The organism is Hoylesella pleuritidis (assembly GCF_963541955.1).
In the GTDB taxonomy this organism is placed as follows: domain Bacteria; phylum Bacteroidota; class Bacteroidia; order Bacteroidales; family Bacteroidaceae; genus Prevotella; species Prevotella pleuritidis.
The window spans coordinates 1-25,267 of sequence record NZ_CAUTUT010000019.1 but is presented as its reverse complement, the minus strand read 5'-3'; the positions used below and the strand labels follow the sequence as shown (position 1 = coordinate 25,267).

Here is a 25,267-nt window from a genome sequence, read left to right as displayed (position 1 = left end):
AACAAAGAAAATGAAAAAAGTATTCAAAGCACTGAAATTTCACAACGCTTTCAGTATTTTCATAATCGCAACTCTGTTTACAGCTTGCACCAACAACGAGACGACGGAGACAACTTCGGAAACAAGGACGCAGGTAAGCGGTTTTACAATCTCCGCTTCGCAAGCGTATGGGTCAAACCTTCCGACGACAAGAGCCAAACTGGACGCCGATGGAAGATTCTTCTGGGAAAAGGGGGACAAAGTTACTATATTTAACTTCAACACTTACTATACCTCTACGGCTGAAGCTACGGAAGCAGGCGCATCAACTCACTTTGAGGGAAAAATGATTGCAAAAAAGGGCGACCGCATTGCCATGTTCTATCCCGCCATCAATAATGAGACCGTGAAACAGGGACACTTCGGACACTTGTATCTCGATATCAGCAAGCAGGAGGGAACACTCGAAGACTTCACAAACCGTTTCTTTTTCAAGTTCGGGCTTGGCGGAGTAGACAAAGTCAGCAACGACATTGCCTCCGTGTATGCCAATCTTCAGTCGCAAGTATCTCTGTGCAACTGTAAATTCACTTTCAAGCGAAACGGACAAACACTGATGACGAAAAAACTGAAAATAACAGGTGCACCATCGATGGCTACTCTCAATCTGAACACAAACAACCCCAATGGCGACCTGCAACTGCATCATTCCGGGCAGACTGATATTATCGATGTAGAACCCTCATCGGCTGTCGCAGTTACACATATTGCCATGTTCCCCACCAAGCAAGAGGAGACCTACACGCTTACCGTCGAGGATGAAAACGGCAAGACTTATAACGTGGAACAGAAGATGATGCTTGTAGCCGGAAAGTTCTACAACTTCGTCATTGAGTTGGGCAACCCTGGCACACCCGAACCGCCGATAGGGTGTGGAAGTGTGAAGTGGGCTAAGTCCAACTTCATTCTCTGCGATCTGTGCCGTTTATGGGACCAGTCGTCCTACGGTTTCTATCGTAAACCGTGGAGCAGCAATGCCACAAGACACAGGAGGCATCGTATATGCGACACTTTCCGTTGGGGAGTTATTGGCGAAGCGGCATGGAATCCGAACTGTCATTACTGCCCACCAAGTGGTAACAGAGAGATAAGCGGAAAAATGTTTACCGACCCCGAAATGCAACACGAGACAAAAGACTTCCGCAAAGCACGCTACGGCGACATCGTTTACTGGGCTACTTGTGGTGAGCTCCGCCTACCTACGGCAGAGGAAATGACCACACTTTTCACTACCTACTCGTGGGAATACGGCTTTTTCGGCGAACATTGCCAAAAACCAGCCTACGGCTTCATGTTCACTTGTCCGCCGGAAGGCGAAGTACGTACCACATGTTACGATGTCCGATGCCCGAAACGTTTCTCATGGCACGACCTCTGCGACGGCACATTCCTTCCTCTCGCATTCTACCGCACCAGCAATGGCTGCTGGGCTTGGAACAGATGTGTGTCAAAGTACATGACATCTACACTGACTCAAGGTTGCGTAGATGCATGGAGTTTCGGACACCATGTGAACCCATACGGCAACGAGACCGATTGGAAAACAGACAAGCGATGCGATGCCCATACACTCCGTTCACGTCATTCACCCTGCGAATTCATGCCCATACGTGCGGTATACGTGGATAAAAAATAAGAGATTCCAAAAATCTGTATTTGGAATTATCTTCCTCGCTCTTTGATATATCGGTACACAATGGAGATGAAAATATATGGTAATTGAATATACCGTTGAAAAAGTAATATGTTTGTCTACATCATATAAAAGATAAGGACAATAGGCAACATTATTCGGTTTTTCATTTGTAAAACAGCTTTTCGTCCCCCATACTTCAGTTATTATGCAGTATTGGGGGACGATAGTTTCTATTTTTACTAAGATTTTTCATTTTCCAACGTGTAGTAATATATCAGTTAATTTTAATTCATTAACATAATATCAACCAGCCGACGAGTAAAGCAGATAGAGACAGCGACGAAATATACTTTTGTAGGGAACGAAATGTACTTTCGTGGAGTACAAAATATACTTTCGTATAGCACGAGATATACTTTCGTGTGGCACAAAATATACTTTCGTGCTTATTGATATTTGCGCAACCCAAAGGCACATTACTAAATTTATTGGTGTAGGACTTGTTGAAAGATAGGGCTTGCTCCTCCTTGCTAAGCTGGCCCGAGATCAGCTCAGGCGACCATCATACACACCTTTTCCGTTTGAATTTCACCTTTTCTCCCGTCATACGCTACTTATCCAACCGATAGTCTCCCGATGAAACTAAGTGAGCATTTCTTTTGCAGTAACACACTTATTCTTATTGTGTATCTTTGCTCTGAGGTTAATTGTTTGTACATATGCAATACAAAATTATTTAATCTTATGGAGGGGAATGAAAGTTCTCCTCTTTTTTGCATTGCTTAAGTCATCCACCGAGGCTCTTTGGGAGCTTAGCTTCGCACTCTCAGCCGTAAGGAAAACCTCTGCGGTTTTTCATAGATCCAGACATCACGGAGATTTTACACTTCTAATTGGAAAGAGCGATTCAATCTTATTTATACCTTTATCAGTGGGTAATTCTATATAAGATTTCACGGCTTATCTTAGTAAAAAGACGAAATCTGAGATAAAAAAGCCCCCTAAAAGTCTTTGTTTCGACTTGTAGGGGGGGCTGTAACTTATGGTAAGATGTCGTGTAGAGATTTATTTCTCAATGCGTTTGATAACTTTCCCACTAGATAACTTGATTATATTGATTCCCTTTGTGGGTGTACTAATCCGATGACCGCTTATAGTGTAGCGAGCTTCCTCAGTGGCTGTTCTGTCAAGAGATGGACTTCCGACACCAGTGGTGGTATTGTCGAGCACTTCGAAATTACTGCCCAATATGGCGTTACTCTTACTGAGAGCGTCCTTGTATTTCTCTACCAACTCTTTCTGAACATAGATTTTGAGCTTTACGGCTTTCGGAGTGAAGACATATTTTTTGAATTCAGGTATGCCGGTCCCTGCAAAGTAGACTGCAGACAGCTTCTTTGTGTTTTGGAAAGCATATTCGTCGATTCCGGAAACAGCGCCCTTGAAGTCGACGCTCTCCAGCTCACTACAGTTGCTGAAAGCAGATTTTTTGATCGACATTCCTGAACCGAGAATTGTCAGCTGGGTAAGACCGGAGAAGGCAAAGGCCGATTCGCCGATGGTGGTGACGCCCTCGGGGAGTTTGATAGTTTTCAGATTCTTGGCATAGGCGAAAGCATTTTCGCCGATGTCGGCAATCCCTTCGGGCACTTCAAACGATATTGCAGTACTACCTATGGGGTAGAGTTGGAGCGAAATTCCGTCGGCATCGTAAAGCACACCGTCTTTGGATGAATAGTATTCATTGTCCTTAGACACTTTGAAAGCCGTAACAGTTGCATTGTAGAATGCTTTATCTTCAATAGAAGAGAGACTTGCAGGAAACTCGGAAAGAGTGGCGAGCGAGGTGCAGTTTTCGAAAGCGTGTGCTCCTATTTTTTCGAGTTGAGAAGGGAAAGTTGCTGAAGCGAGCGACTTGCAGCCGGCAAAGGCTGATTCGCCGATTTCCTTTACCGATTCGGGAAACGTGATGGTAGTCAGGCTGACATTCTTTGCGAAGAGGTCTTTGGCTATGCTGGTGATGCTGATACCGTCGGTAAAGGTTACGCTTTGCAGTCCGTCGCACTCTTTGAAAGCTGCCGTACCGAGTTCGGCAACGGTGTTAGGAAGCGTGAGCGAAGCAAGTTTGCGGCACTGTGTGAAAGCATATTCTCTGATTGCGGTTACCTGTTGAGGAATAGCACATTCAGTCAGATCCGTGCAACCCGACATAGCATACTTTTCTATCTTCTTCGTTCCGGCAGGCAATTGCAGTTTTGTCAGCTTCTTCAAGCCATTGAACATATAGGGAGCTACAACGTCGTCTTCTGTGAGCTTATAGTATTGGGAGGACAATCCTCTCTTGATGGCGAAGTAGTTGTCACCACCTGCCACGATTTTTGCCTCGGAGATATCGAGCGACGAGAGCTTGCCATTGGTCTCTGCATTTGCTTCTAAGCCTTTTCCAGCCATCTTTCTAAGCAGCAGGATATCAGTTCCGTTGATGGAACCAGAAATTTTCAGTTCAGTTACATTGTACCTATCGGCTTCCGGAATCTTCTCGGAAAGTTTGCCTGCTTCTGTTGTTACTGTCAATGATTTCTGTGCATAGGCAGTGCTGAATAAGCAGGACAGAACCACTGCTGCCAGAGTTTTCTTACATGTAAAGATCTTCATAAGTTCTTTCGTTTTTATTTATGATTCATAAAATTTGGTTCTGTTTCTGGAGTGAATAGAGCCGTGAATTATTTCTTTTCGTAAGGTATGACAAACTTAAAACCTCGGCCACGAAGCACAACGTCTTTTTCTCTTACTTCTTCTACATATAGTTTGTGCGGTCCTTCTTTCAATCCGCTGTTGGCAAACTCTGCGGGATAGAGCATCGAGAACGAAACGTCGATGTGGGTTCCGGCTACGGGATTGACCACAGCGGGCGTTATCTTCAATACTTTTTTGGAGAAATAGGGGCGTGCACCGTTACAGAGCCATACTCCCACACCGGGGCGTCGCACGGCCATCACCGTGTTCATCTGCTCGTAAAGGCTGTGCGAGGTAGTGCCGTAGATACCCACTCGACCGGCCGTACCTTCGCAGCGCACTACAACTTTCAAGGTTTTCTCTTTCTTGTCCTGCGAGATGATCCGTATCTTTGCTTCACCTTCATAGTAGGCTTGGATTTCCAAGATGCTGGTCTTGGCATTCCATTTCGCATTCATTACCTTATCGGGGTCTTCTATCTTTAAGTCGACGATATCTCCCCCACCGTTTAAACTCACGAATTTACTCTCATCACGGGGGTAAAGTCTTATTTCCGACTGGCTGATACTGAGTTCGGGAACCACCACATTGATTTCTACACGCTTTTTGAAATCGCCTGAAATGATGGTGGCATAAGTGCGGCCCTCCCATATTCCGTTGATACGCAGGGTGTCTTTGCTGATGTTGACGCCTGCAATTTTCGAGTCGGCCACATTGGCCGTATATTTTCCGGTTCCTCCACTGAGAATGATGGTTCGGGTGGACAGTTTGTTGAGCGACACCTCGTTGATATCATCGGCTCCCAAACGTATATCCTTCATTTCTTGTTTGTTGTCGTTGTCGCAGGCAACAAATGCGATGCTGCAACCTAATAACAGCATATAAAAAAGTATTTGTTTCATCGTTTTTCTAATCCACATTCAGTTTGTATTCTATATCCCATTTACGTTCGGGCGTCTCTGTGATTTCGATTTGCAGGATATGCTGCCCCTTGCTCGTAAAGGTAATGCTGCCGTTGACAGGCGTGATGGGTGTGCCGTCTACCCGGTATATGATTTTGGCGGCGGGATCGGCTAAGTCGTGATAGAACAGCCGCAGTGTACGCGGACAGGTTCCAACCTCACGCACGGTGTATAGATAGGGAATGCGTCCTTCCTCGTTGATGCCCATATTCATCCGTTGGGTCTGTTGTGTGACCGGATCAGAAGGTGCTGAGACCTCCGAACCCTTGACAGAGCGTATGCTGAACTGATAGGACTTGCCTGGTTCAAGTCGTTCGGCGATGTAAGAAGTCTCCTTTGTGGTGGCCAGTTTTTCGCCATTCATTATGATTTGATAGCTGACATTTTTTTCGGCAATAGCATTCCATGACAGCTCCATTTCGCGCTGCTGTGGTCTGGCCACAACATTAGAAGGCGCTTCGAGCGTTACTGATGGCTTCCCCTCTTTGATCTGCACGAATGAGATGTCGTCGATGAGAATGTAGCCGCCGGCTTCTGCCGATTCGTAATCGTTTTCGATATAGAGGCCCACTCCTGCTCTGTCTACTCCAGCAGGAGCCTTGAATGTGAATGTCTTCTTTTGCCACTGATCCGTAAATTTCTTTACTTTTTCTTTATCGCGCGTCTCTTTCTTTATGGATGTTGTACCCTTGTACCAGTCTACCGTTACCGTGATGTTGGGATTCTTGGCTTTACCTTTATACCAATAGGTAAGACTGTATTCCCCGCCTGCATCGATTACGATGTGGTAAGGATTAAATTCTTTGTCACGCGAGAAGAACGAGCCGCCGTTGGGATATACTTTTACGGCAAATACACCGCTGTGTGCATCCTTTGTTCTGGAATAGGCCAACGACGAGTTGAAATACCAATAACGGGGTTTCTGATAGGGATCGAAATAGTCAGGCCCTTTTTCTTCCTCTTCGTCGCCTCCTGACGGTGGAGGCGTTGCTTTGGCGTAGTCCTCGAATCCTCCGTTGAGGATCAGTTCTTTCCCCAATTGTGCTTTTGCCGTAAACGGGAGCGACAATAATAATAAAATGAAATAGATTCTATGTGTCATTCTGTGTGATGTTTGTTAGTTGGAACGTTTGATATCGTTGAGTGTTAGCCCATAGCGCTTGCCGATGGCTGCTGCCACATTTCTAAGAGAACCTTCGGTAGATTCCGAACCAAGCAGACGCTGTTTGTCCCATAGTCCGTTGCCGGTCGTGAGCTGTGTAATATAGCGTGTCACTTCCTCATAGGAAAGATGGGGGACTCCTGAGGCCTGCAAAGTAAATTGCAAGCCGTAAACGGCGCCACAACCTTTGGAAAGAAACACCAGAGCATTGTTGATGTCTTCATCTAAATTAGCAAGGGTTATCTCGCCGATTAGCAGACTCATAGTCCGTACGGCAGCCACTTTCGATAGTTCGGCCCTAATGAGCTGCAACTGCGTCTGCACTTCGTCGTAGCGAAACTCAGTAAGAGCCAGACGACCGAGCGCGAAAGCATTGTATATCTTGATGCGGCTTTCACGCAACACAGACAGACCGCTTGTCTGGATAAAAGGCAGCCAATATTGGTAATAGCCATAGGCCAGGTCCCAATGGTGTTCGAGTTCCGTGTAGTTCCGGCCCGGGAGCAATGTCGTGCTTTCGTGTTCACGGCGCAGTCGGGTATCATTGTAGAGACTGTCATTGAGGTGTACGTTGAGAATCTTGTCCAAGTAGATCCCTCCCCAGACGATACCGTTGAATAATTCTGCCACTATCACGCCTTTCTCATTAGCAAAAGCAATGTTGACATCGCCGATATTCGTGCCCACATATCCACCTTGACCGGGTTTTGCCTTGCGATTGCGATAAGTTCCAGGACTCGGCTGCGACAGTCCACTCAACACACCCGTTGTTGTGAAGATGTCTTCCACATCTTTCAGTATACGTGTCCTATCGGCCTTGTGCAGAGGAGATGCAGCCATCTCTTCCCTGGGCTTCAATCCAAACTCTCCATTGCTGAAATAGTCCTGTACCTTTTCCATATTAGCCTGATACATAATCGAAGCGATTTTGAGATAACTGCTGTAAATATAGTCGAGCGGATCGCGCAGGAGGCTGCATTCCAAATAGTCTACACTGCTGCTGCCATTGCGTTTGAACTGGTAGGTCGGGTCAGGAATCTGCGGTTCACGGTAAGCAGACTCCACAGTCTCGCCCTCCCATTGATCACACGAAAGGAATGTCAATGGGATCAGGAGCAACATTATGTAAATTGCAATATTCTTTTTCATATTTCTAATTTATATTAGGGAAGAATAATATAGCCGCAGAATGGAGCTTTGATTTTGTCAAGCCCCTCTTCGTTCTGATGTTCGTTCACACTCAGCGGCTTCACAATGGTGAACCCGTCTTCGGATATGGCAGAGATAGTGGCTTTTATAGACGAACCGCGCGGTCCCACTCCGTTGACACAGAGATACATCGGATAGCCCGATTTGGCTGTAAATGTGATGGTTTGCTCTTTCCCGTTGGTCAGAAACACGTGTGCCGTCTCGTCGCGTTTGTTGCTCGATACGATGCGTAACTGTTTGTCGGGAGTGATATAGCGAACCGTGTAGCGGGAAGAGATATCGTCTTCACCCACAAGTTTACCCAGGATATTCACTTCGTTGAATGAGCAGGTAAGCGTCACCTTGTATTTCCTTACATTCTCGGTAATATCTACTCCCGGATATACATAGTCTGAAATAGGTGCATCGGGGTCACCCAATTGCACGATTTGATCTTCATAGGAGACTTTTGGCTTTTCGATACCGTGAAACGGGAACAGCTTCTCGTAGTTTTCGTCGGCATAATCTTCACTGCTTCTCGAACAACCTAGCATAAGCAGGGTCAAGCCTATCAAAGCATATTTTGTCAAATTTGTCTTCATTGTCTGTTATTTCTTGTTTCTATGACGTATTTTCTTTATGTTCTTAATTTAAACGTGGGTTTGGTAGAAGAAAGTTGCCGGATTTTTTCCAGTTTTCTGCTCGTCCGAAGGATTGATGATATATTTTGCAGATATAGCCTTTCATTCACTCGTCTACTTATCTATACATCTTTCTTATCCCGAACCCATGTTTATTTATCATTCTGTGGGTTCGTCCCATATTTCTGCTTTTAGTCCTGTGAATTCTCCTTCAGGATGTAGGTGCTTGCTCACTAAGCGAGTAGTGCGCAGTAACGGATCGTAGACTGACACGAGTTCAGCCACAAATCGATTGCCCTCGCGTTGAAAGTCGAAAAACATAGTCTTGCGGTCGTAGCGCAGACCGGCCCTAAACGTTATGCCGTGTTCTGTCCCGGCATATCCGGATCCTAAGCCGGTCATCTCTTTGGCAGGGTAGCCCGGGATAGGATTCTTCTTTTGAGTGAAAAGAAAAAGATAGTATTTCTTTTCCTTGATTTCCTTGAGTAGGGCCTGATTGGTTTCTACATTGCGCTTGATGTAGATGTCGCTACGGAAATAGGTACGTCCGCCCCTATGTATGCGGAGCTGCGGATTGATCATCTGTTCAAAGAACGTACGGTTGTCGTAAGCTTTCTGCACGAAACCTGTTGTCTCTTCTGCGCTTTTCAGCTTGGTGAACACAATGTATTCACGTGCTGGCTGCAGGTAAGTAGCAGTGCGAAACACTAAGTCGCCGTCTTCATTCTTGCCCATATAGAGGAAATCGGAAGCTCCAGCAAACCGGTCGTTCACGAGTCTGTGTATATAGTTATATGTGGAAAAACTCAGTTGGGTGAAGCTGTTTCGGCCAATAAGATATTCACTCTTTTCGGCTTCGGCTGCCGTTCGGTCAGTGAAATCGGCCCGCATCTCTACGGTATTGTCAGCCGCAAACTTCATCGTGAAACAGTCGCCGCCATAGCCGTAACGTCCTCTGAATCCGTGTTGGGAGATAAGTTCCGACGGATTAGAAAACAACAGCGAGTCGGTCTTTGGGAAATAGAGTACCCGCCAGCCATAAGGCGCATTCACAAGTTCGTCTTTCAAGGTGGCAATACTCTCGCTGCTGCGCTGTGAAGGAGATTTGTCGAATACATCGTCGTTGGAAGAGCAGGCTGCCAATAATAAGGCTGTCAGTATAAGACAGTATTTCATATATCTGTTATTCATTTTTCTTAGTGTTGTTTTACATAGGCATTGATTCTACGAACGCTGATCACTTGCATTTGTTTGAGATTGATATGCCAGTTTTTCTGTACATATTCATTTACGAAAGCTTGTTTTTCCGTAAACTCCTTATAAGCCTGTTCAGCCTCTTTAGCATAACGTGCATTGACTTCTGGGTCGACATCCGTGTCGGGCGTCTTTGCCGTGACAGTTGCGTCGTATACTTCTTTGGGTGTACTGGTGAGCGTAGCACTGATGATTTCAGCAAAGTCATCTTCAGCTGAAAGGAATGAGAGCATCGTATAGAAGCCCCGTTTATTGGCATAAGCATCCAGCCCGAACTTCTCTTTCCCGGTATGAGCATTGCCCAACGGGGCAGCTATTGACTCGGTAGAACCTGTGTAGCGGTGCCCGCTAATGGTGAAAAATTTATCGCGGTCGTAAGCGATGAGCTGCATAAGGCGTTTGGCCAGTTGATGGTGTACACTACGCATAAGCACGAACATCTTGTCGGCATCGCCTGGGTTGAAACCGTTCACATTATATAAACACATCTCTGCTGCCGTGAGCTGTGGATTATGGAGCCGCTCTACCCCGTTTTCATCGGGATTTCCACCGCCATAAAGATATAGCTTGATGGGCAGACGGCCGAGCAAGAAGTCTGTACCTCCCACTTCTTTCAGTCGATAGGTCTCTAAGCCTAATTCTCTCACGGCCTCGAGTATCGCACGTATATTCTTTAATTTGGGTGGATGGATGAATGTGCCCGTAGAGCCGGCATTCTTTTCCCAGCGATAAACCACCTCAATGCCGTAGGGTTTAGTGATGTTGTCGAGTATCCAATTATCCAGCTGTGTGGTCTCTATCTGCTGCTTGCTGTCATCGATTACGCTTCTGTCGTTCAGCTTTTCTTCGCTGCATCCTGTGAGACAGAGTACCGCGAAGAGGAGAAGAGCTGTCTTTCTTATCTTTATTTTCATTATCTTACTTTATCTGTTTGGGTGTTGATGAATTTATCGGAGCGGTTCCTGACGTTCGCGCGGATTGGCAGTAAGACCTCTTTGGATGGCTTCAGTTGGTATTTGCAACACTTTTCTAAGGTCTTCTTTTTCCAGCGGGAAGTAGTAGGAACTCTTCGACGAACGTTTTACGGCCAAATGGAAACGCCGTATATCAAACCAACGCAGGCCTTCCTGATAGAACTCTTTCTGTCGAAAATCGAGGAAGAGTTTCACCATAGCTAACTGTTTCAGTGTCAGCCCGTAGAAAGGGGTATAGATATTGTAGTTGTTACTATTTGTTGATGTATACACAGCGCGGTCTACTGAGGGCATAAAACCGAACTTTCCTTGCATATATTGCAGAAAATCGTCGATGGCGTGGCTGTAATTTTTCAGCATAGCATAGGCTTCCATACGGTTTAAGAGAACTTCGTCTACGGTGAAGAGTACGTTTGTTACATAAAGTCCTCGAGGCTTTGTGCCGGTGCTCTCTGAATTGGACAACTCGTCGAATTTAGCTAAGTAGCGGCCGGTAGTGACAGGAGCAGCTGACGAAGTGAAGATATAGGTGCCGATGAAATTCATCTTTGCATAATCGCCACCGCCTTCTATGCCCTTTTGAGCAAAGATCTTGTCTACCGTATTGAATGTAGAACCATACTTTTCGCTGGGTGTTGTACGTGCCAGACGTGACTCCGTGGTAGTCAGCAGCAGGTTAGCAGGCTCGCCCGCAGCAGCGTATTTGCGATAGAGACTCTGGTGATTGAACTCCAATTCATTGGCATATTGTCGCCACGGGCGAAGCTGTGTTTTGGGATCGCCGCCGAGAACATAGTCCGCATATGCAATGACTTCTTTCCATTCTCCCTTCATCAGGTAGAAACGAGAAGCAAAAGCATAGGCTGCTTTCTTATTGAAATGAAACTTGGGATGCTTGTAATAGGTGTCTGAAACTAAGGAAATACCCAGCTTCAGATCCTTTTCGATTTTGGCATAGACCTCATTCACCGTACCTCGTTGATAGTCCACCAGAGCATTCTTCTCGGGTTTCGTAATATAGGGAATTCCCGGATTGGTCGATTTACCTCCGTAAGGTTCCGACCAGATATTGACTAACATAAAATGCAGGTAGGCTCTCAGCAGGAATGCTTCTCCATACAAGGCCTTTACACGCTCACTCTTGGGATAGCGGCTCAACAGTTCTAAAGCCTTATTGGCCTGCGCAATGCCCTTGTAACAAGTATTCCAATAGTTCAAAGGCGTATCGAGATCTTCCTGATCGTAGTCTTCCCAAAAGAACATAGACTCGTTCAGCCGCGAATGCACACCATTGACACGCTCTTCTACATTGTCGGTACGAGGCTCCAGAAAGGGGATATAGCTTGCCTCGGGATAAGCTCCTGTAAGCAGTTCTGCAATCTTTTCCTCGGAGTTGATATCGACATCCAGTTCCGAATCGGGACTTTTATCAAGGAAATCGTTACAGCCGATAAATAGCCAGGCTGCTGTTGCGAATAGCAACAATGATATATTTCTTTTCATATTTCTTCTTATTAGAAACCGATGTTCAATGTTACAGTATACTGTTTAGGCGTAGGAAGCGAAACACCACCCGACTTGTAATACTCAGGATCTTGTCCTTTGAGCTTCTTGTCTGAATAGATAAGGAACGGATTGGTCACGTTCAGGCGCAGGTTCATTGTGTGCAGCTTCACCTTTTTCAAGAATTTGTCAGGCACGTTATACCCCAAAGAGATATTTTTCATCCGCACAAAACTTCCATCTGCTACCATCTTCTGCGAGTAATTATACGTGTTATAGGCCCGCTCGATATTCTCTTTACCTACTTTTGCAATCAATTCCTGAGATGGGAGTACGGGAACATCGGTCTTAAATTCATCGCCCGGATTGAGCCAACGATTGTAATAAGACTTAGAGAATACGTTCAAGTCGCCGAATTCGGGGTCGAATGTAGGGTTCAGACGAATCTTATTGCCTGCCTGCATTGTTATGAAGAACGACAGTTCCCAATTCTTATATTTAAGTGTATTGGACAAACCGCCTATCACTTGCGGCTCTATCGGCCCGTGATACAGCAGATATGACTTGGCATACTGAGTGTCGAGGAAGTCGGCTCCGGCAATGTTCGAGTATTCTCCTTGGTTGGATGGATAAAGTCCGAAGTCGAATGTAGGTAGTCCGTTGTTGTTCAGTCCCTGGAAATTAAACGAGAAGAGCGAACCTCTCGGATAGCCAACGATGTTTCCACGACCTCTTCCTGCTACCATATCAAAGGCATTGGGGGTATTCAATAGGCGCGTAATCTTCTGGTTCATTGCACTCAACGTGAGACTGGTGCTCCAACTGAAGCCATCCGTTACAATGTTTTTGGTGTGTACACCCAGTTCTATGCCTCGCGTACGCATATCGCCGAAATTGGCATATTTATAGTATTGACCACCCACACCAGAGGTACGAACCAGGTCTATCAGATCAAAGGTGTTACGCTGATACACGTCTAATGTCGTGCTGATGTGGTTGTTGAACAGTCCCAACTCTACACCGATATTCAGTTCATACATTTTTTCCCACGTCAGGTCTCTGTTTTCCAGATGCAGAATGTTAAGTTTGTTCTCCCGATCGTTGAAGTTACGACGATTCACAATGCCGCTTTTATAAATGGAATTGGCATTGATGGCCTCTTCGTTCATTTTGGCAGTAAGACCGTAACTGGCACGCAAAGCCAATCGTGAAATCGTTTTATTGTCTTTCATAAAGGCTTCCCGGTCAATGTTCCATTTGGCTCCCACATTCCAGGTAGGTAACCACAGTGCACGCGCTCCTTTTCCCGAAGTATTGGATCCTTCACAATTGAACACCATATTGAAGACATATTTGCCTGCATAACCGTAGGTTCCATTAAACGAGAAGGTAACGCCTCGGTCGTTTCTTTTGTGCAGATTGAAATAATTGCTGCCCTCGTTGATCAGTTTATTGAATATCAACGGATTGGTGTAGACTTGATTTCCTCTATCATATTGAATGCCATAGCCTTGGAAGGGATTAACCGTGCGCACGGCCGAACGTATCTCGGTAAAAGCAAAAGCCTTTAAATCGTGCTGCCCCATACGCTTATCAAAATCAAGAGCGATGCGGGCTAAGACGCTTTTCAGCGAGGCTTCCGTCTTGTTGAGTATGCCTCCGTGGGTCAGTCCCACCTTGGGTTGAAGCTGCGGATTGTCTTTGTCGTGCACCAGATAAATGTTCTGCTGGGCAACGAACGGATTTTCATTGGCCCTGAAAGCCTGCACGATGTTCGAACCTTCGTGTACTTCGTGAGTCGTACTAGTATATGCCTGGCGTGTAGACAGCAGGGTTTTGATCGCGATATCATTGTTCAACCTGTAAGTGGCTTCAGCTTGTATCTTGAAATCCAGCACGTCTATGCTCATCTTGTTATTGGCATATTCGTTGAAGATATTAAATGGCGCCCAGTTGTTGCGGTAGTATTCCAGGCTTCCGTCTTCATTGTAGGGGCGCAGGGTACGGCTTGTTCCGAGGGCATACGAGAAAGGATTGATGTCGAAATCGCGCTCAAATACTCCAAGCGTATTATTTTTGCGCTGCGGCATCGTGCCCGGTGCTTTCTGCGAACGGATGTTACCCTGTGCCGTGAGCGTAGTCGTGAACTTATCGTTGATATAGAAAGTATTCTTCACATTAGCCGTAAATCGACGCACTTTATCGGCGATAGTCCATCCTGCATCATTGTAAAAGCCTATCGATGCATAGGTAGCTGTGTTTTTTCCACCTCCAGAGAGCGTTATCATGTGATTGGTAATGGGCTTCATCGTAAAGAGAAGATCAAACCAGTCGGTGTTAGCATATTCGCGTTTGCGCAGGAAATCCATCCTTGCTTCGGGAGTATTGGGCAGATAATAGGTGCCTGTTGCTGGATTGATGGTGCTCACACCTCTATATAATTGGTAATATATTCCACTGCGTCTTCCGTACAACGAGTTGGTGATACCGAAATATCCCTTATCGTACATCTCTTGATAGAGCGACATTGTTTCCTGTGAATTAAGTAGGTCGAAGTCGCTATAGCGAGGTTTCAGACGTACGGTATTCTCTGTGGAGTAAGTTACCCGCAAGGGGGATTCTCTCCTGCCCGACTTGGTGGTGATCACGATCACGCCGTTTAAGGCTCGGGCACCGTATACCGATGTGGCCGAAGCGTCTTTCAATACCTGTATGTCCTGTATGTCGGCCGGGTTAAGTCCCGATACAGCCGAGCTGATGAGTGTCACGGCATCACCTGATGCCAGTTGGTCGAGACTGAGGTGTACAAGGTCTTCATATACCGCACCATCGATGACCCACAATGGTTGCACATTGCCGATGATAGAGGCGCCACCTCGGATATTAATGCGGGGAGCCGAGCCGAACGTGCCCGATATGTTCTGTATCGACAGACCGGGTACGCGGCCTTCGAGCATTCGCGATACGTCGGCGATGCCTTCGAGTTTGATGTCGTCCATCTTCACCGATGTGGCAGCACCGGTATATACCCGGTTACGGATATTCTGATAGCCTGTCACCACGACTTCGTCTACTTGCCGACTATCGTCTTTCAGCACGATATTCAATGGCCGGCTACCCACTTTCACCCGTTGCGTGAGCATACCGATGTAACTTGCCTGTAATGTCTGGCCCAGCATAGCCTTGATGGTGAAGTGTCCGTTTACGTCGGTCACGGCCTTTTCCTTAGTTTCCAACACCTGCACGTATGCTCCGATGAGCGTTTCGCCCTGCTCGTTTCTTACTGTTCCCGTAACGGTTTCGGCTGTTTGCGCCGCCACTGCGAGAACTGCGAACAGCAACAAAATGGTTGTCAGTATCTTCTTTATGTTTGTAAGTCTATACATTCTTTTTTATAATAGATGATTCTACTTGCTTTATCGAATATAGTCTGCCTTTGCGTTACAGATGCAATTGTATGCCACCGTAGATGCCAAAAGGATGGCCGGCTCTCAGTCCGGAAGGATGGCGTGATACCAAATATTTTTTATTGGTTAAATTGATGGCATTCAGGGTGATAGTGATATTTTTGTTGATGTGTCCTTTTAGCGAAGCATCCAAAATCAGATGGGCAGGAATCTTTTCACGTTCGGCAATCTTTCCATGTCCTGGCGCGGTGCGCATATTACCGTTATAGCGTGCTCCGAAGTTTGCTTCCACCCATTTGTGCTCAATGCCTATCTGGGCATTGAAAGCGTGTTTATATATATAAGGTATTTCGTCTCCATAGACCACATGGCCCCAAGCTGAACTTTCGAAATCGTTCTTCATCTCAGTATTGGTGTATGTGTAGGAAAGTTGAATGGGTAGTTGGAGAGCAAAGTGCTTGGGTAATGGTAGATAATGAAACATCAGTTCCAAGCCGTTTACCGTGGCTTTGCCTACGTTGAACTGATCGAGCGTGCCTTGTCCGCCCTGTGCGGCCAGGTCGCTCCCCAGCATATTAGAATAGTCATTGTTAAAGGCGATAGCTTCGAATTTCATCTTTTGTGTCGTCAGGCGCAGTCCGGCTTCCACATTCACACTGCTTTCAGCCTTTTGGTTGAGCGTGGCGCTGGGCGGTGCGAAACCCTTGTGAATACCGCCGAAAACCGAAAGAATAGGTAGCACCTTTACGTTGAATCCCAATCCCGGCAGCAGAGCACGTGCGTGGTTGGGCGTTTCGATGCGCACCTTGCCTGTTCGACGAGGATCGACCTTAGTATAGTCGCGCTTCAGCAATTCTACATCTTCATAGCGCATACCGGCTGTGACTGTGAAAATGCCTTTCGACCATTTTCCCAGCCAATAGCCTGACCAAGCATGAGCTGTGGTAATGCGGTTAGCATTGCTGCCTGGCAATCCTGCCAGGAAAAGACTCATACGCCCGCCCTGTATCGAATAGGCATCGTCTTGCTGAAAGCGGTCTTCACTGTCGGCGTGATAGCGCACGCCCAGCTCCGCAGTGAAATAGCCGCCGCCCAACATCGTACGGTATTCGCCCTTCGACTGTATACCTCGCGAGCGGTACACACGATGGTTGGCGCGCAGCATCAGTGCCTCGCCGATGTAGTCTTTCTTGCCCGTGACGATGTCGAAATAGTCTCGATTGGTTTCCGGATCGGCAAGCACTGCGTCGATAGAGCGACGCTCGGCCTTGGTGATACCGGCCTTCACTTCGTTCAGTTTATACCAATTGCGGAAGAAATAGTTGTAATATAAGTTTGTGGTTATCTTTAATTTGTTACCCGATTTTATCAGATAGGTCGCCACCCATTGTGTATGACGAGTTTTGAGATTGTCTTTCTGCGCACCGGCATAGCGAAAGTAAGGCCGTGTGGCGAAATCGCTTTCCGACAGTCCCAGATAGGTTTCGTCAGATGTTTCGTTGGCAAACCCGAACTTCAGTTCAAACAAATGATTGAGTCCTTCATCCTTGTTGGTCTGTGCCGCAAACTTGGCTATTAGGTCGTTGCGTTTGAATCCCGTGCGCTCGTTCGGCTCATCTTTGCGGAAACCGTTTGATTGATAACGCAGATATTCCACCAAGAAGCCTGTATATTTAAAGCGATTGCCTATGCTTGCATACGATTTGAGCGTGTTGTAGCTGCCGTAAGAGGTGTTCAGCTTGGCACTGAATTTCGAGGGGATGGGCGTTGATACCATATTAATAGCACCACCGGTGGTAAATGGGCCATATTGCACCTGACTGCTTCCCTTCAACACCTCGATGGCATACATACGCCCGGCATTGGGGAAATAATAGGCTGCCGGAGCAGCATAAGGCGCCGGAGCGGCCAACACGCCGTCTTCCATCAGTGAGATACGTTCGCTTCGCTCGGCTTTCGTACCGCGCAGACTGATATTCGGGCGCAATCCGAAGCCGTCTTCTTCGTACACATTCACTCCCGGCACGCTCTTGAGCATACGGTTGATGTCGGTATAACCGAACTTCCCAATTTCCTCAGGAGAGATATAATAAGCCGATCCCGTACGGTTACGGGCCTCAAACTTGCTACCCAGCATCTGATTGGAACGCACTACCACCTCCGTTATCCTGTGCACCGAATCGGTCATAGCATTTTTAGTCTCTGTTTGTGTGCCTTGTTGCGTCTGGGCATATATGCCTAATGGTGTTAGTGACAGAAGCAGGGGCAGCATTCTTCTTGTATAATGCATAACAAAATTGTCAGACTTATGGTGCTTCTTTTTATTGTTGAGAATCCTGAGACTCAACTATGGCATTTTAATATTGTTCGCCGCCAAGCAGATAAGTCGATTCTTAATTGGTTGTGAAATTTTTTGCAAAGTTAGTGGAAGTTATTTAATCCTACAATACCTATTTCTTGGTATTTATAGTAAACCGTTTATTTTGCGTCGAATTTAGTAAAATTACTGATGTGTTCTTCGGTATAATTAAAATTTTACCGGCAAATTAGTGTATATAATTCGCTCCATATAATTTTATCCAGATTTTATGTTGTTTTTATCATTTTCGAACAATTCGAGACTCCGGAAATGTTGTTTTACTGATTTTTGTGTTTCCAACTATTTAGACACGTTGTTTTCGCCGTTTTCTAATCCCTTAAGTAGTTGGATGTTTAGAATTCTATAAGCAAAGAATTATGCGAGTTCGGGATAAGCATTTCCTTATGCAACATATTGTTCATCTTACCCCATAAGTTAAGGTAAAAAGTACCGTTTGTAGGGAGAACTCATTATAAGGTTTCTGGTTCAATCTTTATGTGTTCGAAAAAAATATGACGTCATATCCGAGCAAATATGACGTCATATTTGTTTGAATATGACGTCATATTTTTAATTCTGTCCTACGACATTGCATATATAACACTTTTTCTCTGGTACCGTCTGAGTCTGTCTTTTATACCTCCTTCCTCACTTGCAGAATACAAGTTTATCCTAAATTCGCGTAAAGAATTAATATCCGAATTCTTGTCCTTTACGCAGAATCGAAAGCTGATTCTTCATCCACGACGGCTCGGGAGCACCTTTCAGATAGTAATCGAAGAACTGTTGCAGACGGATACTTAAATCTTTTCGGTTGCGGCGTTGCCGCAGATTGTGAGCCTCGTCATTATATTCTAACAGCCACGCGGGCTTGCCCAAACGTCGGAGACCCATAAACATTTCGATGCCTTGATACCAGGGCACAGCTCCGTCGGCATCGTTGTGCATAATAAGAACGGGTGTTGTAACATTCGGAAGTTTGAAAAGGGGCGAGTTAGCAATATAAGTCTCGGGAGAATCCCATAAATTTCGACCGATGCGACTCTGTGTCTGCTCGTATTGGAATTGCCGGCTCATTCCTGTTTGCCATCTGATACCACCGTAAGCACTGGTCATATTAGCCACGGGCGCACCTGCCCCGGCTGCTTTGAACATACGAGTGCGGGTGACCAGATAGGCTACCTGATAGCCGCCCCAACTCTGTCCTTGTATCGCCATATTATCCTTGTCTACCCAGCTATTGGCTGCCAAAGCCTCAGCTCCGCTGCAAATACTGTTGAAGGCACACTCGCCGGGGATTCCGGTCTTGTAGGTGATATCGGGAACGAATACGAGATAGCCACGGCTCACATAGAAAGTGATGTTAATGATCGACCAACTCGGTTGCGGCGTTATATAATTATAAAGATTATCCGAATTGCGTTCGTAGAAGTAAATCAATACGGGGTATTTTTTCTTTGCATCGAAATCTTCGGGCTTATACAACATCCCTTCTTGCGGCGTACCGTCATACGCTGTCCAATGAATCTGCTCTACGGTACCCCAATTGTAGTTCTTCTGTTGGGGATTGATATGGCTCAGTTGTTTTTGCGTATGCCATCGGTTATCGGTAAGATACACATCCATCGGTTTTTGGAAGTTACCGCGAGTGTAAACATAAGTCTCGGCTGTTCTTGCTTTGATGGGATAGGAATAGGAATAACCATCGAGTACAGCAACAGCAGGGGCTGTACGACTTGTAACAGAGGTTGAAGCGAAACCGTGCATTTTGGTTTTGGTATCGAAAACGCTCAATAATAAGCGTTCGTTCGGTGCTATGCTCTGGTCATCATCTGAATCTTTTGTGTTGAGATAGCGGAATGTTCGCAAAGTCTTTCGACCTTCAGCGCCTGTGAGATTGATTGCAGATCCGTCGTTAGTAGATATTCGCCAAATATCATAGCGGTCATAGATCAACAGCTCTTTGTCATTGCGCGTCCATCCGGCCATCCCGTATGGTTCGGGAAAGCTCGGTGTATCTGCCTGTTCATCCCAAAAGTTCACTCTTAATTTTTCGGTTATATTACGTGTCTGTCCTGTCGCGACGCTGTAAAGCATCCAATTGCGGGCTTTGAGGTCGAACCATGCAAGAAACTTGCCACCTGGTGAGGCTGTAAGTTGGCTGCACGCCGGCGATGCAACTAACTTTCGCACTCCGTTACGGAGATCGATGAGACTGATATCTTCGGGCGCCTGGATGTCCCATTGAGTCGAAACAATCGTGCGTGTGATGTCTTTGGAATAGGCGATCGGCGCATTTCCCTCTTGTACAAGATATACTTTGTCGAGCAGCGAATGAGTCAGCGGAACCAACTGATGTGCTATCTCGTCGTAAATGCCGAGACAAGTGCGTCTGGCAATAGAACTCCTGTTGGCTTTTTGCATCGGCGGAAGTTCGGCGGCATCATAATTCCAGATATCAATAGAAGGACTTTCAAAAGATACGATGTTAGTGTCATTGGGAGCAATATACTGTGAGATGCCTGCGAAAATACGCTTCCCATCTCGGCTGAAATAGGGCGAACTGTTCTCGCTGAGTCCCCAACCCGAAGGCATATTGCGCACGTCTGTGGGGGCCATTAACAACTTGGCTTTCTGTTCTCCACGCTTAAGCCGCCACAAGTAACATTTTTTCGATCCGCTGGAGGCCGTATCTTGTGAGGCAAGGAACAGCATTTCGTTGCCTGAGAAGTTGTATTTGGGGAGTGAGTGATAAACGCAAGTGTCTGAGACAACTGTTTGTAGACGTGCAGGCACATCATAAACACCCACTAATGTTTTCTTTTTCTTAGATTGAAGAGTATAGGTCAACCAATCGCCTGACCGATTGAATGTGTATGACTTTACATATCGAACAGTATCGATGACACCCGTTTGTAAATGATAAATGAGCAAGGGTTTACCTACATCTTTATTGTTACGGAACTTTTTTTGTATCAGTGTCGTGTCGGTCGACAAGAAAGCTACGGCTGATCCGCCTCTCTTGGCAAATCCGAACGATTCAATGTCTCTGAATTTCTTGATTTTCCCGTTCGTCAGATTGATGATAGCCAATGAATCTTTGGGCATTTTTTCAGTTTTCGTTTTCTTGATTCGGGCTTGTCTGATGACGCTAAACAGGGGCTTGATAGTACAGATCACAAAGCGCTCATCGGCCGAGATACGGGCCTTGCAACCGCGTGGAATGCGTATCTCACGCCCATTTCGATTTTGACGAATAACGAGTGTTGTGTCGCCTTGTTGCGGACTGATGAGATAAGTCAGCACATTGCCGCGGTCGGAAATCTGCGGTGATGTGATGCTCTGCCAACTGTCGTAAACCGAATGGTCCAAAGGTTTCTTTTGGGCCTGTACTTGGCACGCGGCCAACAGGCAACTAACGGATAATAGAAAGTTTCTCATTGCAATATCTTCCTTTATTTTAATGCTTGCAAATATAGTTAAAAAGATGCGACTAACCAAATCCTCGTTTATATTTTACAGTTTGTAATTGGTTATAGACGGTTGTGTATATCATTACTATCTATTTGATTTTACACGAAATTCACCTATGAAGGGCTTATCCTGTCTTTCGATTGGAAAATGGAAAACGGCGATACGGCTATTGTTAATGATTGTTGCCAAAAGGTGGCCTGCACCTTTCGTGGTCAAATATGGAATGTGTGGTACACGTTAAATATACCGATTAGTGATAGCCCTTGAAACTATGCAGGTTGTCTGGTCTTATTTTGTATGCAGAGAATTCACAAGGCATAGGTGTGAAAATTCTTTCGATGACGAATAAGAGTGGTCATTCTATAAGACAAACACCTAAGAAGGTTTATCTGATGGAATATTGCAAATGGTGTTCAGATAGTTTCCTGTTTACATAAACCTTCTATTTACGTTGAATATTTTGGGCAGGAGTTTATAACTAATGTGAGCGGATGTTATAACAGTCTACAGTATACGGCCTTTCTTGATTTTATTCATAATTGGGAGATTATGTACAGTGATGTGCGATTTTCTTTGTAGTACTCTCATATTTAATGCTGACAAATCCTATAATTCTGTCCCACTACTAATATACTTCTTGGGCAGTGGTCCTATACCTCTTATTTGCTACATATAAGGTGTAAAATGTTACGGAATAGTAGGGATGAAGAGGAATCTTATTGCTCTTGATATTTTTATGCCACTTTTTTCTACCAGATTTTATACACTTTTTTATGCAAACTATCGGTCTTGTGAAATTGATATTTATCTTTGAGTAATAAAAATATCACCCGAATGAGACGCGACAGTCGACATTCGGGCGATGTGATAAGGATAGGGGATAAGGGACTGTGTTATTGCAAGGGATTCCACCCTTGGGCTGTGAGGGCAAACTCATTATTATCTCGTGTGATGAGCTGTGCACCGAAAGCTTCTTGGGTGATGTGACCGATGAGTTTCACGTCTTTCATCGACGCAATTCTCTCGTGGTCGCCAATAGGAACCGTGAAGAGTAATTCATAATCTTCGCCGCCGTTTAGGGCACAGGTTGTAACGTTTAAATTCAATTCTTCAGCCATTACAGCAGTCTGATAGTCGATAGGGAGATTCTTTTCGTATATCCGACAACCGCAATGACTCTGCTTGCAGATGTGTAGCAGTTCGCTGCTTAGGCCATCGGAAATATCCATCATAGCCGTGGGCTGAATATGGGCAGTTTGTAATCGCTCGATGATATCGCCTCGGGCCTCGGGCTGCAACTGTCTTTGAAGGAGGTATTCTTTACCGGCGAAGTCGGGCTGGAAGTCTTTCAACGCGGTGAGCGCTCGCTGATCGTTCTTCTTCTGGGCCTCACTTACCTGTTGATAATACACCGATTTTTCTCGCTCCAATAGTTGAAGTCCCATATAAGCAGCGCCTAAATCGCCGCTGACACAAATCAGATCGGTATCTTTTGCGCCATTTCGATAAACGATTTTATCTGCTTCTGCTTCGCCGATGCAGGTGATGCTGATAGCGAGTCCGGTGTAGGAAGAGGTTGTATCGCCGCCCACGATGTCGATATTCCATTTGTTGCACGCTGCACGAAGTCCTGAATAAAAAGCCTCCATGTCCTCAACCGTAAAACGTTTGCTAAGTGCTAGATTCACAATAAGTTGTCTCGGCGTGCCGTTCATCGCAAAGATGTCGCTGATGTTGACCATTGCCGACTTATAGCCTAAATGCCGGAGATCAATGTAAGTGAGATCGAAATGCACGCCTTCCATCAGCATATCGCTTGTGACGAGCACCTCTTTATCGGGATAATGAAGCACGGCACAGTCGTCGCCGATACCATATCGCGTTGCGTTATTTTTGATTTTGATGTCATCGGTGAGGTGATGGATGAGGCCAAATTCGCCGAGTTTGGATATATCTGTCATTAATGAATTTATAAGTTTATGCGTTGGTAAGTCTTTTAGTTCGTAAGTTTATGAGTTCTTTTTAAGTTTATAAGTTTGCAAGTCTTTGTGATTGAGAGAACAACTTAAAGAAACTTAAAAACTTATTAACTCACAAACTCACTTTCTAACTGCGCCGAATCATTTCTCTCATAATCTCAGTCATCAGTGGCTGGGCTCGGTTTGCAGCTTCTTGCACCTCTTCGTGGCTTACTTCTACGGGCGTATCTTCTAATCCTAAATCGGTGATAATACTGATCCCGAATGTCTTGATACCGCAATGATGAGCTACAATGACCTCGGGAACGGTGCTCATTCCAACAGCGTCGGCCCCCATTCGGTGATACATCTTGTACTCGGCAGGCGTTTCAAATGTCGGCCCTTGTACACCCATATAGATGCCGTGCATAACTCTGATTCCTTTTTCTTCGGCAATTCGATCGGCCAGCGCAATGAGAGCCTTGTCGTAGGTTTCGTGCATATCAGGGAAGCGAGGTCCTGTCGGGAAGTTCTTTCCGCGTAAAGGGTGTTCAGGGAAGAAGTTGATGTGGTCGTCGATGATCATCAGATCGCCGATCTTAAAGTTCGGATTCATACCGCCTGAAGCGTTAGACACAAAAAGCGTTTTGATTCCAAGCTCATACATTACACGCTCGGGAAATGTGACTTGCTTCATATCGTATCCCTCGTAATAGTGGAATCGCCCTTCCATTGCCATTATATCCTTATCGCCTAATTTGCCGAAGATCAACTTTCCGGCGTGCCCCTCGACAGTGGAAACAGGGAAATTGGGTATATCTTGATATGGGAATGCGTATGAGTCAGTTATCTCTGAAGCTAATTGTCCTAAACCTGTTCCCAGAATGATGGCTGTTTCGGGGCTTGTCGTCATCCTTTCTTTTAACCAGGATGCTGTTTCTTGAATTCTTTCGTACATAACTTATAATCTTGTTGTTGAAGTTTTCCTCTTGCTCTAACATAAATTTGATGCGTATAGGAAGTGCAAAGAGACTCTTGCGAACCTCTTCGCTCAGTCCTTCCAACGTTTCTAAGCGGGCTGCATCTTTTTCAGTCGTAATGATAAGTTTGGGTAGCGGCATTGCAGCAAATGTGCTGTTAATACGCTGAACATCTTTATCGGTAAAAAGATGGTGGTCTTTGAAAGTCATCGGGATGATGTTGCTGCAATGCGGTTTGAGGTCGAGCATCATTTGCTTGGGCGATGCAATGCCGGTGAGTAACAGCACATTCTCTTGTGGTATAATGCTGTCGAGCGTGCGTTTGGTGCCTCCGAAGACCGGTGTCAACGGCTCGTAATCAAGCGTTGTAAAGAATAATTCTTGATAAGGAAACAAATCCATCGCTTTGACAAGTACCCGATATTCCATCGGTTTGAGGTCTTTGGGACACTTGGTGATAATGACTAAGTCTGCTCTTGACTTTCCGTCTTTCGGCTCTCGTAGTCTTCCGGCTGGTAAAAGTTTATCGTAGATGATCAGCCGATGGTAATCCACGAGCAGAATATTGATTCCCGGTTTGACATATCGATGTTGAAAGGCGTCGTCAAGCAGAATAACATCCACGTCATTGGTGGCAGAATCGGTTGTAAGTCGTTGTATTCCGTGGGTACGTTTCTTGTCAACGGCAATATAAATATCGGGAAAATTTTTCTTCATCTGGTAGGGCTCGTCACCGATTTGACGCATTGTCGTGTCAGTATCGGCCAACAGATAGCCCCGCGTCTGCCGCTTGTAGCCCCGCGATAAGACTGCAATCTTGGTGAGATCTTTCAGCAATCGCACGAGATATTCTACGTGAGGAGTTTTCCCCGAACCACCGACCGTAATGTTGCCGACAGATATCACGGGGAGATTAAACGCTTGCGACTTAAGCAGGCCCCAGTCGAAGAGTCGGTTGCGAACTCGTACTCCGAGTCCGTAAAGCCAACTCAAC

15 protein-coding genes are annotated in these 25,267 nt (G+C 45.7%); 1 reads left to right on the top strand and 14 read right to left on the bottom strand.

Features of this window, described 5'->3' with window-relative positions; all coding sequences use genetic code 11:
- The first annotated feature begins 10 nt into the window (after positions 1-10).
- Entirely contained in the window at positions 11-1,675 is a 1,665-nt protein-coding gene (locus RWY97_RS08445; RefSeq protein ID WP_315566638.1) for a hypothetical protein, read from the top strand.
- Between the two features lie 1,065 nt (positions 1,676-2,740).
- On the opposite strand, the gene RWY97_RS08440 is transcribed toward RWY97_RS08445, so the two are convergent.
- The 14 genes from RWY97_RS08440 to lpxK all read right to left on the bottom strand — a co-directional run bounded on the left by RWY97_RS08440 (position 2,741) and on the right by lpxK (position 25,266).
- A complete protein-coding gene (locus tag RWY97_RS08440; protein ID WP_315566637.1) occupies positions 2,741-4,330 on the bottom strand; it encodes a leucine-rich repeat domain-containing protein in 1,590 nt (529 codons plus the stop codon).
- A 68-nt stretch (positions 4,331-4,398) separates the two neighbouring features.
- Positions 4,399-5,313 carry a hypothetical protein gene (locus RWY97_RS08435; protein WP_314739378.1) on the bottom strand — a complete coding sequence of 305 codons (915 nt, stop codon included), beginning with the start codon at positions 5,311-5,313 and terminating at the stop codon, positions 4,399-4,401.
- Between the two features lie 7 nt (positions 5,314-5,320).
- Positions 5,321-6,475, bottom strand: coding sequence for a fibronectin type III domain-containing protein (locus tag RWY97_RS08430; protein ID WP_315566635.1), 1,155 nt, complete (start codon positions 6,473-6,475; stop codon positions 5,321-5,323).
- A gap of 15 nt (positions 6,476-6,490) precedes the next feature.
- Positions 6,491-7,684 carry a DUF4856 domain-containing protein gene (locus tag RWY97_RS08425; RefSeq protein WP_315566634.1) on the bottom strand — a complete coding sequence of 398 codons (1,194 nt, stop codon included), beginning with the start codon at positions 7,682-7,684 and terminating at the stop codon, positions 6,491-6,493.
- A gap of 14 nt (positions 7,685-7,698) precedes the next feature.
- Entirely contained in the window at positions 7,699-8,325 is a 627-nt protein-coding gene (locus RWY97_RS08420) for a hypothetical protein (RefSeq protein ID WP_273176100.1), read from the bottom strand.
- A gap of 198 nt (positions 8,326-8,523) precedes the next feature.
- Positions 8,524-9,555, bottom strand: coding sequence for a DUF4302 domain-containing protein (locus tag RWY97_RS08415; protein ID WP_021583340.1), 1,032 nt, complete (start codon positions 9,553-9,555; stop codon positions 8,524-8,526).
- 5 nt (positions 9,556-9,560) lie between these two features.
- Positions 9,561-10,532, bottom strand: coding sequence for a putative zinc-binding metallopeptidase (locus tag RWY97_RS08410; RefSeq protein WP_021583382.1), 972 nt, complete (start codon positions 10,530-10,532; stop codon positions 9,561-9,563).
- A 33-nt stretch (positions 10,533-10,565) separates the two neighbouring features.
- On the bottom strand, positions 10,566-12,095 hold the full coding sequence (locus tag RWY97_RS08405; RefSeq protein WP_315566630.1) for a RagB/SusD family nutrient uptake outer membrane protein: 1,530 nt from the start codon (positions 12,093-12,095) through the stop codon (positions 10,566-10,568).
- Between the two features lie 11 nt (positions 12,096-12,106).
- The gene (locus RWY97_RS08400; protein WP_315566628.1) at positions 12,107-15,481 is read right to left on the bottom strand and encodes a SusC/RagA family TonB-linked outer membrane protein; all 3,375 of its coding nucleotides are present in this window, start codon (positions 15,479-15,481) and stop codon (positions 12,107-12,109) included.
- Between the two features lie 55 nt (positions 15,482-15,536).
- Positions 15,537-17,792, bottom strand: a complete 2,256-nt coding sequence (locus RWY97_RS08395) for a TonB-dependent receptor family protein (protein ID WP_315566626.1) — start codon at positions 17,790-17,792, stop codon at positions 15,537-15,539.
- A 759-nt stretch (positions 17,793-18,551) separates the two neighbouring features.
- Positions 18,552-21,302, bottom strand: a complete 2,751-nt coding sequence (locus RWY97_RS08390) for a S9 family peptidase (protein WP_315566625.1) — start codon at positions 21,300-21,302, stop codon at positions 18,552-18,554.
- Between the two features lie 926 nt (positions 21,303-22,228).
- Complete coding sequence (thiL, locus tag RWY97_RS08385) at positions 22,229-23,296, bottom strand: thiamine-phosphate kinase (protein ID WP_315566623.1); 1,068 nt, start codon at positions 23,294-23,296, stop codon at positions 22,229-22,231.
- 145 nt (positions 23,297-23,441) lie between these two features.
- Entirely contained in the window at positions 23,442-24,251 is an 810-nt protein-coding gene (locus RWY97_RS08380) for a purine-nucleoside phosphorylase (RefSeq protein ID WP_314077855.1), read from the bottom strand.
- Positions 24,136-25,266, bottom strand: coding sequence for a tetraacyldisaccharide 4'-kinase (lpxK, locus tag RWY97_RS08375; protein ID WP_315566621.1), 1,131 nt, complete (start codon positions 25,264-25,266; stop codon positions 24,136-24,138). The genes RWY97_RS08380 and lpxK overlap by 116 nt, the downstream gene beginning before the upstream one ends.
- Position 25,267 lies beyond the last annotated feature (1 nt).